Origin of the sequence: Burkholderia sp. LMU1-1-1.1 (genome assembly GCF_040675865.1) — a bacterium.
Classification (GTDB): Bacteria; Pseudomonadota; Gammaproteobacteria; order Burkholderiales; family Burkholderiaceae_D; genus Rugamonas.
Genome location: NZ_JBEGHG010000014.1, coordinates 1 through 15,728, shown reverse-complemented (window position 1 = coordinate 15,728; position 15,728 = coordinate 1). Strand labels below are relative to the sequence as shown.

16 protein-coding genes are annotated in these 15,728 nt (G+C 64.5%); 5 read left to right on the top strand and 11 right to left on the bottom strand.

The features are described from left to right. The first annotated feature begins 44 nt into the window (after positions 1-44). Both serB and MRBLMU1_RS14945 read left to right on the top strand, forming a co-directional pair. Positions 45-887: a phosphoserine phosphatase SerB gene (gene serB, locus MRBLMU1_RS14950; RefSeq protein WP_363502806.1), complete on the top strand. Its 843-nt coding sequence runs from the start codon at positions 45-47 to the stop codon at positions 885-887. A 23-nt stretch (positions 888-910) separates the two neighbouring features. Continuing rightward, positions 911-1,696: an EAL domain-containing protein gene (locus MRBLMU1_RS14945; RefSeq protein WP_363502663.1), complete on the top strand. Its 786-nt coding sequence runs from the start codon at positions 911-913 to the stop codon at positions 1,694-1,696. Here MRBLMU1_RS14945 and MRBLMU1_RS14940 read toward each other — a convergent pair. The 3 genes from MRBLMU1_RS14940 to MRBLMU1_RS14930 form a co-directional block, all read right to left on the bottom strand. Further along, positions 1,671-2,651, bottom strand: a complete 981-nt coding sequence (locus MRBLMU1_RS14940; RefSeq protein WP_363502661.1) for an NAD(P)/FAD-dependent oxidoreductase — start codon at positions 2,649-2,651, stop codon at positions 1,671-1,673. The two genes, MRBLMU1_RS14945 and MRBLMU1_RS14940, sit on opposite strands and share 26 nt — an antisense overlap. A 64-nt stretch (positions 2,652-2,715) precedes the next feature. After that, complete coding sequence (locus tag MRBLMU1_RS14935) at positions 2,716-3,276, bottom strand: GNAT family N-acetyltransferase (protein WP_363502659.1); 561 nt, start codon at positions 3,274-3,276, stop codon at positions 2,716-2,718. Between the two features lies 1 nt (position 3,277). Beyond that, complete coding sequence (locus MRBLMU1_RS14930; protein WP_363502657.1) at positions 3,278-3,754, bottom strand: low molecular weight protein-tyrosine-phosphatase; 477 nt, start codon at positions 3,752-3,754, stop codon at positions 3,278-3,280. Between the two features lie 80 nt (positions 3,755-3,834). On the opposite strand from MRBLMU1_RS14930, the gene MRBLMU1_RS14925 reads away from it, so the two are divergent. Together MRBLMU1_RS14925 and MRBLMU1_RS14920 are read left to right on the top strand one after the other, a co-directional pair. Continuing rightward, positions 3,835-4,806, top strand: a complete 972-nt coding sequence (locus tag MRBLMU1_RS14925; RefSeq protein WP_363502655.1) for an AraC family transcriptional regulator — start codon at positions 3,835-3,837, stop codon at positions 4,804-4,806. Between the two features lie 140 nt (positions 4,807-4,946). Then, positions 4,947-5,309, top strand: coding sequence for a DUF4870 family protein (locus MRBLMU1_RS14920; protein ID WP_363502653.1), 363 nt, complete (start codon positions 4,947-4,949; stop codon positions 5,307-5,309). Here MRBLMU1_RS14920 and MRBLMU1_RS14915 read toward each other — a convergent pair. From MRBLMU1_RS14915 to rimO, 5 genes are all read right to left on the bottom strand, one after another. After that, entirely contained in the window at positions 5,306-6,736 is a 1,431-nt protein-coding gene (locus MRBLMU1_RS14915) for a UdgX family uracil-DNA binding protein (protein ID WP_363502651.1), read from the bottom strand. The two genes, MRBLMU1_RS14920 and MRBLMU1_RS14915, sit on opposite strands and share 4 nt — an antisense overlap. After that, positions 6,733-7,962: a putative DNA modification/repair radical SAM protein gene (locus tag MRBLMU1_RS14910; RefSeq protein WP_363502649.1), complete on the bottom strand. Its 1,230-nt coding sequence runs from the start codon at positions 7,960-7,962 to the stop codon at positions 6,733-6,735. Before MRBLMU1_RS14910 ends, MRBLMU1_RS14915 begins: the two co-directional genes overlap by 4 nt. A gap of 232 nt (positions 7,963-8,194) precedes the next feature. Further along, on the bottom strand, positions 8,195-9,253 hold the full coding sequence (gene hisC / locus MRBLMU1_RS14905) for a histidinol-phosphate transaminase (protein WP_363502647.1): 1,059 nt from the start codon (positions 9,251-9,253) through the stop codon (positions 8,195-8,197). Then, a complete protein-coding gene (locus MRBLMU1_RS14900) occupies positions 9,250-10,419 on the bottom strand; it encodes a cystathionine beta-lyase (RefSeq protein WP_363502645.1) in 1,170 nt (389 codons plus the stop codon). The genes hisC and MRBLMU1_RS14900 overlap by 4 nt, the downstream gene beginning before the upstream one ends. A gap of 63 nt (positions 10,420-10,482) precedes the next feature. After that, positions 10,483-11,892 carry a 30S ribosomal protein S12 methylthiotransferase RimO gene (gene rimO / locus MRBLMU1_RS14895; protein WP_363502643.1) on the bottom strand — a complete coding sequence of 470 codons (1,410 nt, stop codon included), beginning with the start codon at positions 11,890-11,892 and terminating at the stop codon, positions 10,483-10,485. 131 nt (positions 11,893-12,023) lie between these two features. On the opposite strand from rimO, the gene MRBLMU1_RS14890 reads away from it, so the two are divergent. Then, entirely contained in the window at positions 12,024-13,052 is a 1,029-nt protein-coding gene (locus tag MRBLMU1_RS14890; protein ID WP_363502641.1) for a LacI family DNA-binding transcriptional regulator, read from the top strand. A 15-nt stretch (positions 13,053-13,067) separates the two neighbouring features. Here the strand turns inward: MRBLMU1_RS14890 and MRBLMU1_RS14885 are convergent, their stop codons facing one another. The 3 genes from MRBLMU1_RS14885 to MRBLMU1_RS14875 form a co-directional block, all read right to left on the bottom strand. Next, positions 13,068-14,030: a xylanase gene (locus MRBLMU1_RS14885; RefSeq protein ID WP_363502639.1), complete on the bottom strand. Its 963-nt coding sequence runs from the start codon at positions 14,028-14,030 to the stop codon at positions 13,068-13,070. Then, positions 14,030-15,082 carry a bifunctional UDP-4-keto-pentose/UDP-xylose synthase gene (locus tag MRBLMU1_RS14880; RefSeq protein ID WP_363502637.1) on the bottom strand — a complete coding sequence of 351 codons (1,053 nt, stop codon included), beginning with the start codon at positions 15,080-15,082 and terminating at the stop codon, positions 14,030-14,032. Before MRBLMU1_RS14880 ends, MRBLMU1_RS14885 begins: the two co-directional genes overlap by 1 nt. Beyond that, positions 15,079-15,728: formyltransferase family protein (locus MRBLMU1_RS14875; RefSeq protein ID WP_363502635.1), on the bottom strand; the 650-nt coding region annotated here is incomplete at its 5' end. The genes MRBLMU1_RS14875 and MRBLMU1_RS14880, both read right to left, overlap by 4 nt.

Below are 15,728 nucleotides of genomic sequence, written 5' to 3'. Positions count from 1 at the left end.
ATAGCCCAAACAACGCTAATTTTATGAAAAACGCAAAAGACACCATGAACCTGGTTTTACAGGGTCTCGACGATTGTAAGGCCCGACTCGAACGTATCGCCGCCCTCACCGCACCGAAAACCGTCACCTGGATCAACGAGCGCGCGCTGCGCTGCGAAGGCATCACCTTTTCGCCGGCACTGCGCCAGACCATCGAGGTGGCCGCCCACGCGGCGCAACTCGACGCCACTTATTCCATCGGCATGCACAAGATGAGCGAATTCAAACTCGTCGCCATGGATATGGATTCGACCCTGATCACCATCGAGTGCATCGACGAAATCGCCGACATGCAGGGTTTAAAGCCGCAAGTGTCCGAGATCACCGAGGCGGCCATGCGCGGCGAACTCGATTTCGCCGAAAGCCTCAAGCGCCGCGTCGCGCTGCTCGAAGGACTGGACGCGTCGGCGCTGGAGCGCGTCTACGACGAGCGTCTGCAATTGTCGCCGGGCGCGGAGACCATGCTCAAGGCGGTGCGGCAGGCCGGCCTGAAAACGCTGCTGGTGTCGGGCGGCTTCACCTTCTTCACCGAGCGGCTGAAAAAACGCCTGGAGCTGGACTACACCAACGCCAACGAACTGGAAGTGGTCGACGGCAGGCTGACCGGCAAGGTGATCGGCGCCATCGTCGACGCCGAGGAAAAGAAGCGCACGGTCGAACGCGTGTGCGCGGAACTGGGCATCGCGCCGTCGCAGGCCATCGTCATGGGCGATGGCGCCAACGACCTGAAAATGATGGGCATCTCGGGCATGTCGGTGGCGTTCCGCGCCAAGCCGGTGGTGCGCGAACAGGCGAATGTGGCGTTGAACTTTGTGGGTTTAGACGGTATCCTGCCATTACTATCCTGATTTCACCTTGAGTGGCCAAAGCCATGTCCGACGACCATCCCAACGAACATGGCAAACCACCCGCTCCGGCGGGCTGCGCGCAGTGTAGAAAAGCCGAGCCGCTGCCGTTCAACTTCGCCTTCGCCTACCAGCCCATCGTCGAACTGGGCACGCGCTCGATTTACGCCCATGAGGCGCTGGTGCGCGGGCCGAACGGCGAATCGGCATGGTCGGTGCTGTCGCAGGTGAACAACGATAACCGCTACGCCTTCGACCAGGCCTGCCGCGTCGCCGCGATCAAGGGCGCGGCCGAGCTGGATATGCAGGGTTATCTGTCGATCAACTTCCTGCCGAACGCCGTGTATCGGCCAGAGGCCTGCATTCGCAGCACCTTCGACGCCGCCAGGCAATACAACTTTCCGACCGAACGCATCATCTTTGAGGTGACGGAGGGCGAGCAGATACAAGACCGCCCGCATCTGGTCAACATCTTCAGGGAATACCGACGTTTCGGCTTTCAAACCGCGATCGACGATTTCGGCGCCGGTTACGCGGGCCTGAACCTGCTGGCCGAATACCAGCCGCATATCGTCAAGATCGACATGGACCTGGTGCGCGGCATCGACAACAGCGCGGCGAAACAAGCCATTGTGCGCGGCATCGTCGCCATCTGCCGTGACCTCGACATCAAAGTGCTGGCGGAGGGCATAGAAACCGTGGCCGAACGGGATTGCCTGCGCGGCGCCGGCATCGATCTGATGCAAGGTTATCTGTTCTGCCGACCGGCGCTGCGAGCCGTCGGAGTTATCGATCCGGCTTCCTGGGACTGAGGTCAGGCTCCCCGGCGCCGGCCGGGTCGCGCCAGCGCGGCGGCAAGCTAGCATGGATGTTGGTCGCCGCCACCGCGCCTTGCCCCATCGCCACGCTGATCTGATTCAAGCCCCTCACCACGTCGCCAACCGCATACAGTCCCCGCACGCTGGTGCGCTGGTATTCATCGACCAGCAACTCGCCGCATTCCGGCTCGGCCGGCGCGCCGAGCGCGGTCGCCAGCGCCGAGCGCGCCGACTCGCCCAGCATCGGATACAGAACGTCGAAATGGTGCTCGGCGCCGTCCTCGGTGCGCAGCACGGGTGTCATCAGCGCCGTCATGCCCACGCCCTTGACCGGCGCCTGCACATAGCGCACGCCGGCCTGCTGCAGGTGGATACGCTGTTCGGCGTCGAGCGGCGCGGTGTCGTCACGCTCGAACAGCGTCACATCGGCTGAAAAGGTCCGCATGAACACGGCATGGCCGACCGGATTGGCGGGCGACGTGATCACCGCGATCTTTTTGTCCAACACGTCGTAGCCATCGCAGACCGGGCACAGTCGCACGGCGCCGGAGCGCACGGCCTCGCGCCAGTTCTCGACCGGCAGGCCGGCGTTGGCCACGCCGGTCGCCAGGAGCACCATGCGCGCGAACACGCGCGTGTCGTTGAAATCGGCGATAAAGCTATCGCCCTCCTCGGCGAGGCGGGTCACTTCGCCCGAGGTGACATGGGTATCGTAGCGCGCCAGCTGATCGCGCAAGCGCTGTTGCAGCTGATGCCCAGGTATGCCGTCCGGGAATCCACCGTAATTGTGCGTCACCGGTATCAGGGACAGGCGGCTGTGGCCCTTATCGACAATCACGACGCTGCGCTGAAACCGGCGCAGATAGATCGCGGCCTGAAGCCCGCCAGGGCCGCCGCCGACAATCAGGACATCGCAGGAAATTGGGCCGCCGGGGCTGATGATATTCATGAGTCCAGTATCCGACAAACCGGCTGAACATCCCATCGGCGCGCCGCCCACATCGGCGTGGGAATTAGCCGACAGCGCCGCGCCGGCGGGCCACAGCGGGCAGCAGCGAATACATCGCCGCCGGTATCGGCACGCCGCGTATGACCAGGCGATTGTGCAGGATGCCTTCGAAGCGCGCGCCCGCCTTCTCGGCGACCTTGCGGCTGCGCTCATTCTGCTCGGCCGCGACGATCTCCAGCCGCGTCAGGCCAAGCTTCTCGAAACCATAGGCGGCCATCAGCCGCGCCGCGCGCGGCGCGATCCTCTCGCCCTGGCGCGATTGCCGCACCCAGAAACCCAGGTTGGCAAAATCATGTTCGCGATTGATATGGTTGATGCCGATGCCGCCGAGGTAGTCGCCGCCGTCGGCGTCGAAGATTCCGACGCTGAAGGCATTGCCCTCGGCGCGATCGGCGTCGCAGGTCTGCACCCAGTGCTCGGCGTCGGCCAGCGTAAAGGAAGCGTCGCACCACGGCAGCCAAACACCCACCGTCGATACCGATTCCAGCGCGGCGCGCGTCAGCGCCGGTGCGTCCGCCATCAGCAGCGGACGCAGGCAAAGGCCGTCGCCTGTCAGCACCGCCATGCTACTTCGCCCGCAGCAGCGCGATCAGACCATCCGAGGCGTCCTCGATATAGTCCAACACCAGATCGAAACCCCGCCCGCCGCCATAGTAGGGATCGGGAACGACATCCGATCCGCTGCGGCTGGCATGCGCCATGAACAGCCCCAGTTTATGCCGGTGTTGCGGCGGGCAGGCCGCCTCCAGCAGGCGCAGGTTGTCGTGGTCCATCGCCAGCACGTGGTCGAAAGCCTCGAAGTCGGCGGCCGTCACTTTGCGCGAGCGCTGGGCCGACAGGTCGTAGCCGCGCTTGGCGGCGAACTCCATCGAGCGCGCGTCCGGTGGCTCGCCGACGTGGTAGCCGTGGGTGCCGGCCGAGTCGATGACGAACCGCTCGGCCAGTCCGGCGGCCTCGACGCGGTGACGGAACACCCCTTCCGCCGTCGGCGAACGACAGATATTGCCCATGCAGACAAACAACACCGAAACAGCTTTGCTCATGACGACACTCAATAAACGGCAGAAGCGGCTACTTTACGCCAGCCGCCAGTGGAATGCTATCGCATTGCTATAATTAGCAGATGACCAACATCTCCTATCCCTCGCCGCGCGCCGAATATACGCGGCGCATGAACCGCGTCCTGAACTATATCGACCAGCACCTGGACCAGCCGCTGGACCTGCGGCAGCTGGCCGAGGTGGCTAACTTCTCGCCGTATCATTTCCACCGCGTGTTCGCCGCGTGGATGGGCGAAACCCTGGGCGACTACGCGCGCCGGCGGCGGCTGGAGAAGGCGGCCTTTCGACTCAGCTGCAAACCAGCCGTATCGGTGCTGGAAACGGCGCTGGCCACCGGCTTCGGCTCCGGCGAAGCCTTTTCGCGCGCCTTCAAGCTCAAATTCGGCTGCACGCCGACCGAGTGGCGGCGGGACACACGCCAGCGCCTGGCCGCGCAGGCGCTGCCGACCGGCGGCCGGCCCGCCGACAGCAATCTGGATCAGGTACTCGGCAAGTTCGATCAGACGCCGCAACGCGACATCGACGACGATGACATCTCCAACAACGCCCCAGGAGATTTCCACATGAACGTCAATGTCATCGACCTGCCCGCCGCGCGCGTGGCCTACCATCGCTATATCGGACCATACGGGCCCGGCATCGGCGTATTCTGGCGTGCCACCGTTTCGCCATGGATACAATCTCACGGCCTCGGCCAGCAGACTTGCTACGGCGTGGGCCTCGACGACCCCAGCATCACGCCGCCCGACAAGTGCCGCTACGACGCCTGCGTCGCGGTGCCGGACAATTTCGACACCGGCGGCTCGGCCGACATCGCCACCCTGCCCGGCGGCCGCTACGCCGTGGCCCGCTTCGAGGGCCAACCGACGGCCATCGCCGACGCCTGGACCTGGCTGACGCGCAACTGGCTGCCGGAAAGCGGCCTGCAATGCGACGACCGCCCGTGCTTCGAAATGTTCAGGCAAGACACCGTGACCAATCCGCAAAATGGCCAGTTGGTGTGCGACATCTGCATCCCGGTGCGGCCGCTGTAACACCCAAGACCTCGGCCGGTAAGTGTGCGGCGCCGCACGGTTGCCGGTCCTCGGCGGGAATTTCGCTGCAATTTGTACGCCCAAGCCGAAATCACGTTGCTATAATCTCAACCAGGTCCATCAACTTTAAAGGAAATACCATGTCGCAGGAATTGGTTCTGGATAGCCGGGTCGGCTCCGCTAAGACCACCGCATGGTGGCTCTACGTGGTCCATGGCGTGAGCTTCGTATTTTCGCTGGGCTTGTTCTCCGTGATCCCGCTGATCATCAACTACGTGCAGCGCCCAAGCACCGAAGGCACGTTCGTCCACAGTCACCATACATGGATGATCCGCTCGTTCTGGTGGTACGTCGTCTGGATGGCCGTTGGCGGCTTGCTGGCGGTCACCATCATCGGCATTCCGGTCGCCTGGCTGGTGTGGGTCGGCGCCTGGATCTGGAAAGCCTACCGCCTGATCGTCGGCTTCATCCGCCTGAACGAAAACTCGGCGGCAGCCGTTTAACCGCCCAGCAGGCGTTTCGCCTGCCGCAGGCCTTCGACGATCACCTCGTAAGCCTGCCGGCGCGTGGCCTCGTCCGGGGCGCGCAGCACATACGACGGGTGATAGACCGTCACCACCCAGCGGCCGTCGTGCTGGACTGGCGCGTCCATCACCGATTTCATCGTGACGCTGCCGTCCTGCAACACCGACTTCAGCGCCGTGCTGCCAAGCGCCACCACCACATCCGGGCGCACGCGCGCCAACTCCTCCTCCAGCCACAGGTGGCAGGCGGAGATTTCCTTCTGCGCCGGCGTCTTGTGCAGCCGGCGTTTGCCGCGCAGCTCCCATTTGAAGTGCTTGACGGCATTGGTCAGGTAGATGCTGTCGCGCTCCATGCCCGCCTGCGCCATGGCTTTATCGAGCACCGCGCCGGCCGGACCGACGAACGGCAGGCCCTGCAAATCCTCCTGGTCGCCCGGCTGCTCGCCGACCAGCATGATGCGCGCCCGCTTGGGCCCGACGCCGGGCACCGCCTGGGTGGCGTTTTCCCACAGGTCGCAGCGGCGGCATTGATCGAGCGTGGTCGGCTGCTCGCGTTGCGGTTGCGCGCGTTCGGCCGCGATCGGAATCGTTGTCGCACCGCCGCGCCGGCCCACCGTACCGGTTTGGCCGGTGCGCCGCTCGCCATTGGCGGCGGCGCTGACCATGGCCGGCACAATCACCCCTTCCGGCAGATTCTTCCAGAACCGCGACGGAATATGGCTGCGCAGCAGGTCGGCGTTCAGGCGCGCCGGGTTGAAGATGCTGCGGTAGTAGGTCAGCCACAGCGCCTCGCCGGCGTCCTCGATATCGGCGGCGCTGCGCATCAGCGACGGCGCCTCGTGCAGCTGCTCGCCGTCCCACAGCACGGCCGCCGACGGCGTGGCGATCATCCACGTGACGTTGCCCATGCGGCGGGCGAAATGCCGCGCCACCTGCGGCAGCACTTCGTGGGTCGGTTCGAACCAGGCGACGAAGCGCGGCGCGCCGTCTTCCTCCTTGCGCTCGCGGAAACGTACATACGCATGCATGTCATGCTCCTCCCGATGAACAGCCTTCACCATCCCGTGCAGCCGCGCGCCATCGGGATCGGCCGGCGAAATCACATCGCGTTCGCCCAGGTGCCAGCGCCAAATCACCTTGTATAAAAAAGACCAGCGGTCCGGCGCGCTGAAACACGCGGCGCTGACGAGTAGTTCCATCAACTGGCGCGGCAACCGCAGGGATGTCGCCGGTGGCGCATTTACATCGGGCGCGACGCCGGCTTCGTCCAGCGGCTCGGCCGAAAACAAATCGCCATCCGCCGGCTGCGATACCCATTCTACGAATTCGGGCGCGACATGGCGCGCGATTAGCTCGCGCGCCGCATCGCGCCATTCGTCGAACGACCGGACTACCCGCCGCATCATGCCGCCCGCAGCTCCGGCCACAGGTTCATCTGCTGCGGCGCGTCGGCCATCGCGCGGCGCAGATGCTCGGACGGGCCGGCGTCGTTGGACGGGAAGTAATCGGCCGTGATGATGAAGGGCGAAATCTTCTTCATACTGCAGCGCAGACGCGACAGATCTGCGTAACGGATCTGCCGCAGCCGCCGCAGATCGATCAAGCGCTGGGCGTTGCGCAAGCCGATGCCTGGAATGCGCGCGATCATGTGCGGCTCCGCGCGGTTCAGGTCCATCGGAAAATGCTCACGGTGCTCCAGCGCCCACGCCAGCTTGGGATCGATGTCGAGCGCCAGATTGCCGGTCGCCGGCAGCAGCTCCTTGACCTGGAAGCCATAGCTGCGCAGCAGGAAATCGGCCTGGTACAGACGGTGCTCACGCAGCATCGGCGGCGGCGCCAACGGCACGCTTTTCGGACTTTGCGGAATCGGGCTGAAGGCGGAGTAGTACACGCGTTTGAGCTTGTAGCTGCCGTACAGCGTCTCCGCCGTCGTCAATATCTGCTGGTCGTCGCTGGCGTCGGCGCCGACGATCATCTGCGTGCTTTGACCGGCCGGAGCGAAACGCGGCGACTTGGGCTCCTCAGCCTTCTCATCGAGCTTGCGGCGGATGGAACCCATCGCCAGCTTGATCGTGTGGACGCTTTTTTCCGGCGCCAGCTTTTGCACGCTGTCCTGCGTCGGCAGCTCGATATTGACGCTCAAGCGGTCCGCATAGCGGCCGGCCGCCGCGATCAGCGCCGGGTCGGCGTCGGGAATGGTTTTAAGATGGATATAGCCGCGGAACTGGTGCACCTCGCGCAGTTCGCGCGCCACCTGCACCAACTGCTCCATCGTGTAGTCGGCCGATTGGATGATGCCGGAACTAAGGAACAGCCCGTCGATGTAATTGCGGAGATAAAAATCGGTGGTCAATTTCACCACTTCGGCCACCGTGAAGCGCGCGCGCGGCACGTTCGAGGTGCGGCGGTTGACGCAGTACTGGCAATCGTACAGGCAGTAATTGGTCAACAGGACCTTCAGCAGGGACACGCAGCGCCCGTCCGGCGTATAGCTGTGGCAAATGCCCATGCCGGTGGTCGCGCCGAAACCGTCCTTGCCGATCGAATTGCGCTTCGGCGCGCCGCTGCTGGCGCAGGAGGCGTCGTACTTGGCCGCATCGGCCAGGATCTCCAGCTTGTCCGTCAACTCCATGCTTGCCTCGGTTTTTTGATACTGTATAAAAACACAGTATAGCAATGATCGAGGTCAAAAGGGATTGGAGTGTGCGGTTTGTCCGGATATTGACCCGGTATTCCACCACAAGAGTCGACTCCCCCACGATTCCACGTAGGGCGGATTAGGCGGAACGCCGTAATCGGCCATGCATGAGCCGCCAACGGCGCATGCATGGCCGATTACGCTACGCTAATCCGCCCTACGTGATTCAGACGACTATCATCTTTAACGCATCGATCAGCGCCGCGCACTCCTCGTCGGTGCCGATCGAAATGCGCAGGAACTGGTCGATACGCGCTTGCTTGAAGTGCCGCACCAGGATGGCCCGCTCGCGCAGCGCCGCCGCGATGCCCGCGCCGTCGTGCCCCGGATGGCGCGCGAAGATGAAGTTCGCCCGCGAAGGCAACACCTCGAACCCCAGCTCCACCATCCGCGCCGTCAACCACGCCCGCGTGGCGATAATGGCTTGCGACGTCTGCTCCATATACGCCACGTCCTCGATCGCCGCCACCGCGCCGGCCTGCGCCACCTGCCCCAACGGATAACAGTTAAAACTGTTCTTCACCCGCTCAAGCCCGGCGATCAAATCCGGATGGCCGACGGCGAAACCGACCCGCAGACCCGCCAGCGAACGTGACTTGGACAATGTCTGCACCACCAGCAGATTGTCGTAGCGGTCCAGCAGCGCGATGGCGCTATCGGCGCCGAAGTCCACATAGGCCTCGTCGACCACCACCACCTGGTCCGGATGCGCGGCCAGCAGCGCCTCGATCCGGTCCAGCGGCAGAGCGATACCGGTCGGCGCGTTCGGATTGGCGATGATGATCGCGCCGCACGGCTGCGCGTAGTCGGCGACGTCGATCTCCAATTGCGCGTTCAGCGGCACCTGGCGCGCTTCGATGCCATACAGGCTGCAGTAGGTCGGATAGAAGCTGTAGCTGATATCCGGGCATAGCAGCGGCTTCTCGTGCTTGAGCAGTGCATGGAAGGTATGCGCCAGCACCTCGTCCGAGCTGTTGCCGACGAAGACCTGCGCGCGCGTCAGGCCGAAGCGCTTGGCCACGGCATCCTTGACCGCCGTGCTGGCGGGATCGGAGTACAGCCGCAGCGAGTCGCCGACGGCGGCCTGCATCGCCGCCAACGCCTTCGGCGACGGACCATACGGATTCTCGTTGGTGTTCAGTTTAATCAGATTGGGCATACGAACCTGCTCGCCCGGCGTATAGGGCGTCAGTTCGTGAACGATGTCACTCCAAAAACGGCTCACTGCATTACTCCCATTGCGCGTTCGATATCCGCGATCAAATCATTGACGTCCTCGAGGCCGACGTTGAAGCGCACAAGAATACCCTGGTCCTTCCAGTCCTTGCGCATGTGTTGTATCCGATGCGGCATCACCAGGCTGTTGGCTCCCCCCCAGCTGTAACCGATCTTGAAGAGTTCCAGCGCATCGACGAAGCGGTCGGTCTGCGCTTCCGTGAAGCGCGGATCGAACAGCACCGAGAACAAGCCCCCGGCCCCGCTGAAATCGCGCTTCCAGATGTCGTGGCCCGGACAATCGGTGAAGGCCGGATGCAGCACCCGGGTGATCTCGGGACGAGCTTGCAGCCACGCCGCCAGCTTGCGCGCGGCGGCATCGTGGGCGTCGAAGCGCAGGCGCATCGTCGGTAAGCCGCGTAGCACCAGATAGGCGTCGTCCGCGCCCACGCCCATGCCGAGCCGCATATGCGCCATGCTCAAACGCTCGTTGAGCGCGGCGTCGCGCGTGATGACGGCGCCCATCAGCACATCCGAGCCGCCGGACTGATACTTGGTCAGCGCCTGCATGATGATGTCGACACCCAGATCGAAGCCGCGCAGCGCCAAACCGGCGGCCCAGGTGTTATCCAGTGCGACCAGCACGCCGCGCGCGTGCGCAGCCTGGCAGATCGCCGGCAGGTCAGGCACCTCCATCGACACCGATCCCGGCGCCTCGGTCCAGATCAGCTTTGTGTTGGGCTGGATCAGCGCCGCGATGCCGGCGCCGATCAGCGGATCGTAGTAGCGCGCGGTGATGCCGAAATCGGCCGACAGCCAGCGTCCCAGCTCGCGATTGGGATTGTAGACGTTATCCGGCAGCAGCACGTCGTCGCCGGCCTTGAGCACCGCGAAATCGACCATGGCGATGGCCGCCAGCCCGCTCGGCGCCAGCAGGCAGTGCTTGCCGTCCTCGATTTCGGCCAGCCGCGCCTCCAGCGTGAAGGTGGTCGGCGTGCCGTGCAGCCCGTAGGTATAGGCGTTCTTCTCTTTCCAGTCGCCCGAGCGCATGGCGGCGACATTCTTGAACAGTACCGTCGAGGCGTGATGGATCGCGCTGGGGAAAGCGGCGAAGCCTTCCGGCGCTTGGTAGTCGGAGTGGATCAGTGCCGTTTGCGGGGATTTTTTAATCGTCATGTCCAAAATACATAAGCCAGGTGAAAAAAAAGGCGGACCACAGCGGGTCCGCCTTCATGCAGGTTACTGCGCCTCGCCCCACAGGTCGTGGGCGTCGGAGGTGGTGATCTTGACGTCGACGAACTGGCCGACCACCAGCTTCTTGTGCGGCTCGTACGGCGGCTTGACATACACCACGCCGTCGATTTCCGGCGCGTCGGCGCTGGAACGGCCGATGCCGCCGCTGCGGTTGACTTCATCGATCAACACGCGCACGGTCTTGCCGACCTTGGCCTTCAGGCGGTTCTTGGAAATCTCTTCCTGCAGCAGCATCACGCGGCCGCGGCGCTCTTCGCGCAGCTCTTCCGGCACCGGGTTGGCCAGTTCGTTGGCTGTGGCGCCTTCGACCGGCGAGTAGGCGAAGCAACCCAGACGGTCGATCTGCGCTTCCTTCAGGAAGTCCAGCAGGTACTCGAATTCGGCGTCGGTCTCGCCCGGGAAGCCGGCGATGAAGGTCGAGCGGATCGTCAGGTCCGGATTCATCTTGCGCCATGCTTGGATGCGGTCGAGGTTTTTCTCGCCGCTGGCCGGACGCTTCATGCGCTTCAAGACGTCGGGATGCGCGTGCTGCATCGGGATATCCAGGTAAGGCAGGATATGTCCGTCGCCCATCATCGGGATGACCTGATCCACGTGCGGGTACGGATAAACATAATGCAAACGCACCCAGGCGCCGTACGACTTGGCCAGCTCGCCCAGCGCTTCGGTCAATTGGGTCATGTGCGTCTTGATCGGACGGCCGTTCCAGAAACCGGTGCGGAACTTGACGTCGACGCCGTAGGCGGAGGTGTCCTGCGAGATGACCAGCAGTTCCTTCACGCCCGACTTGAACAGGTTTTCCGCTTCCAGCATCAGGTCCGCGATGGGACGCGACACCAGGTCGCCGCGCATCGAGGGGATGATGCAGAAGCTGCAGCGGTGGTTGCAGCCTTCCGAGATTTTCAGGTAGGCGTAGTGCTTCGGCGTCAGCTTGATGCCCTGCGCCGGCACCAGGTCGATGAACGGCTCGTGCGGCTTGGGCAGGTGGAAGTGGACCGAGTCCATCACCTCTGCCAGCGCGTGCGGGCCGGTCACGGCCAGCACCTTCGGATGCACCTTCATGATGATATCGTCGCCGGCGGCGTCTTTTTTCGCGCCCAGGCAGCCGGTCACGATCACCCGGCCATTTTCGGCCAGCGCTTCGCCGATGGCGTCGAGCGATTCCTGCACGGCGGCGTCGATGAAGCCGCAGGTGTTGACGATCACCAGATCGGCGCCATCATACGACTTGGCCGTCTCGTAGCCTTCGGCACGCAGCTGGGTGAGGATCTGTTCGGAGTCGACCAGCGCCTTGGGGCAGCCGAGCGAGACGAAGCCGACCTTCGGTGCGGCACCCGTCACGGAGGTGCTGGCGGCGGCGGGCTTGGTGATGCGGGAGAGTGGTTGCGATTGCATGATAGGTTGCCTGGGGTTGCTAAATGCGCCATGAAAATTACGAGCAATCGACGATTATACCCTATTCTCATAGGGAGATCATGCTAGGATAGCGCTTCACCAATATAGATTGACTAAGCTCGGGAGAACGTGTGGCAACGCTGAAAGACGTCGCAATGCTGGCCGGCGTGGGCATGTCGACGGCATCGCGCGCCATTTCAGGCGCCGGCCCCGTGTCCGCCGAGTCGATGAAGAAGGTCCAGGCGGCGATCGAGCAGCTCAATTTCCGCCCCTCGTCCATCGGCCGCTCGCTGTCGGCACAATCGCTGGGCATCATCGGCATCTACGTGCCGTCGTTCTTCGGCGCCTACTACGGCACCATCCTCAAACAGACCGACATCGAACTGCGCGCCGTGCGCCGCCACGTGGTGGTGGCCACCGGCTGCGGCGACGGCACGCCGCGCGACGAGGCGATCGAAGCGGTCAAGTTCCTGATCGGCCGCGATTGCGACGGCATCGTCGTGCTGGGCCACGACCTGCACGACGAGGACATGCTGGCGCTGCGCAAAATGCATCCCAAGCTGGCCTTCCTCAATCGCCACAGCGCACAGCTGGAGGAAGCCTCGTTCTGCCCGGACCACCGCCAGGGCGGCAAACTGGCGGCGCGAACGCTGCTCGACGCCGGACACCGTCAACTGGCCGTCATCTCCGGCCCGTCCGGCACTTCCGACAACCAGGCGCGCATGGAAGGTTTCTTCGAGGAGCTTGAGCGCCATGGCATCGGGCGCTTCGCCGTGCAGTCGATCGAATCGGATTTCTCCCGTGAAGGCGGTTTCAGCGCCACGCGCCGCCTGATCGAAGCGCGCAGCGCGGGCGAAGAAGGCCACCGGTTCACCGCCCTGTTCTGCGCCAATGATGAAATGGCGGTCGGCGCGATGGCCGCCTTCCACCGCGCCGGCATCAACGTCCCGGACGAGGTCTCCATCGTCGGCTACGACGACGACTATTCGGCCGAATACTCGTCGCCCGGCCTGACGTCGGTGCACATACCGATGCAGCAGCTGACACAAAACGCCGTGCGCTGGCTGCTCAATCAATGCTACGGCACCGAGCACGCCATCTCGCGCGATTTCCCTGTCACGATGTCGGTGCGCGGCTCGGTCGCCAGCCCCACCCGATAGAAGCGCCATGCGCCGTCATGGCGTCCCGCCCTGCATGATCACGCGCCCCGAGCGCCCCGGCAGCTCCCCCCAGCCCAAGGGCGCGGCCGGCAGTTCGGTGTGCTTGATCTTTTCATGATAGTCGCCCATGGAGCCAAGTCGATACCCCTGCGCGCGCCAGCCGCTCAATAGCCGCTCGAACACGGGCGCCAGCTTTTGGCCCTCCAACTCCGCGTGCAAGGTGTAGACATGGTCGCGCCGCTGGTCCGCCGTCAGCGACAAAACATGCCCCGCGACGTTATCCACGGTGATCAATCTGCCGTCGATCTCTCGACCTAGCAACTCGTCGAGGGTGGGCAAGGTGGTCGGCAGCTGGACACAGGCCCCCGCAACCCCGCCCGCCAATACGCGGTGCGGGCCGCTGGCCGGGTCGATCAGCGCGCCCCGGTCGTCGAGGGCGGCGCGCCCGTCGGAGGCATAGCGGTAGCCTGCCGCCTCGTGCTCGGCAAAGGCGGCGGCGTTCATCTGCCAGCCGGCCGCGCCATGGGTGTGCGGCGCCACGCCGAACACCGCAATATGGCGGCGCGCCGCCTTGCGCATCATCTCGCGCGTCCAGGCCTCGTCGCGCGCGGCCACGTTATCCTGCCACAGCACGTGGTCCCAGGTGTGGATGCCGCATTCGAAGCCGGCGTCGCGCACCGCCCGCAGTTCGGACGCACAGCGCAGGCCGATGTCGGGACCGGGCAGCAAGGTGCCGTACATCAGGGTCTTCAAGCCGTAATGCTCCACCACCGACGTGCGCGCGACCTTGCTGAAAAAACCGGGCCGCAGCGCGCGCCGCAAGGCCCATCCGGTGTGGTCCGGACCGAGCGAAAACAGGAACGTGGCGTTGGCGCCGTGCGCGCGCAGCGTGCGCACCAGGTTGTCCACGCCCAGCCGGGTGCCGCGATAGGTGTCGACGTCGATCTTGAGCGTCAGCAGCGGTGATGTCGCCACCATCAGTCGATCAGCGCCCGCGCCTGCGCGACCTGGCCGCGATAGGCGTCGAAGATGCGCCGCAGCGCGTCGGCCATGCCGGTGATCGGCTTCCAGCCCAGGTCCGCGCTGGTGTTGGTGATCTTCGGCACGCGGTTCTGCACGTCCTGGTAACCGTCGCCGTAATAGGCGCCGGACGTGGTCTCGACGATCCTCACCCGCCGCACCGCCTCCGCGTACTCCGGGTAGTCGGCGGCCAACTCCAGCATCATGTGGGCCAGTTCGCGGATCGAGTAATTGTTGACCGGATTGCCGATATTGTAGATCTTGCCGCTGGCGACGCCGCCGGTGTTGGCGATGATGCGCACCAGCGCGTCGATGCCGTCGTCAATGTAGGTGAAGGCGCGTTTTTGCGCGCCGCCGTCGACCAGCGAGATGGCCTCCCCGCGCACGATGTGGCCGAAGAACTGCGTCACCACGCGCGACGAGCCCTCCTTGGCCGTGTGGATCGAGTCGAGCCCCGCGCCGATCCAGTTAAAGGGACGGAACAGCGTGAAGTTCAGTCCCTCCATGCCGTAGCCCCAGATCACCCGGTCCATCAACTGCTTGGCGTTGGAATAGATCCAGCGCGGCTTGTTGATCGGCCCGCACACCAGTTCGGACTGTTCCGGATCGAACTCCTCGTCGTGGCACATGCCGTACACCTCCGACGTCGACGGGAACACCAGGTGCTTGCCGTATTTGGCGGCCGAGCGCACGATCGGCAGGTTGGCCTCGAAATCGAGTTCGAACACGCGCAACGGCTGCTTGACGTAGGTCGACGGCGTGGCGATGGCCACCAGCGGCACGATCACGTCGCATTTCTTGACGTGGTATTCGATCCATTCCTTGTTGATCGTGATGTCGCCCTCGTAGAAATGCATGCGCGCCTTGTAGGCCGGGTTCTCCAGCAGGGCCGTGATGCGGTCGGTGTGCATGTCCATGCCGAACACCTCCCAGTCGGTGGTTTCGAGGATGCGCTTGGACAGGTGGTGGCCGATAAAGCCGTTGACGCCAAGGATAAGGACTTTTTTCATGGGTGTACTCGGGTGATGTCGATCTGCGCCGCCGAACTGGCCAGCATGGTTTGTAACTGTTGTGGCGATACTTCCGCCGCGCCGTGCAGCAACGAGGAGATGGCCAGCATGCGGCCGTCGCCGCACACGCCGACGATCTCGCCGTCGAGCACGGCCAGGCCGGGCGCCATGCCGGACGCCAGGCAGCCCGGCAGCAGGCGCGCGCGCGCCAGCGTCAGCGACACGCCGCCCACCTCCGTGTGTGCGCCCGGATACGGCGGCGCCACCGCGCGGTAAAGGTTGAAGACCGTCTGCGCGTCGCGGCGCCAGTCGATGCGGCCGTCGGCCGGCGTGCGCCCGCCGAAGTAACTGCCCTGCCGCAGGTCGTTGTGGCGGCGCGGGGCGTCGCCCGCCAGCAGCGCCGGCAGCACGCCCCACAAGGTCTGCTCGGCCGCCACGGTGACCTTGGCGAACACCTCGAAGGCCGTGTCGTCGGGCAGGATGGGCACCGCCGTCTGCGCCACGATGGCGCCGGCGTCGGGCTTGACGGTCATCTCGTGCAAGGTGGCGCCGGTGCGGTCGGCGCCATGCAGCACGGCCCAGTTGACCGGCGCGCGGCCCCGAAACTTCGGCAGCAGCGAACCATGCATGTTGTACGCCGGCGCCA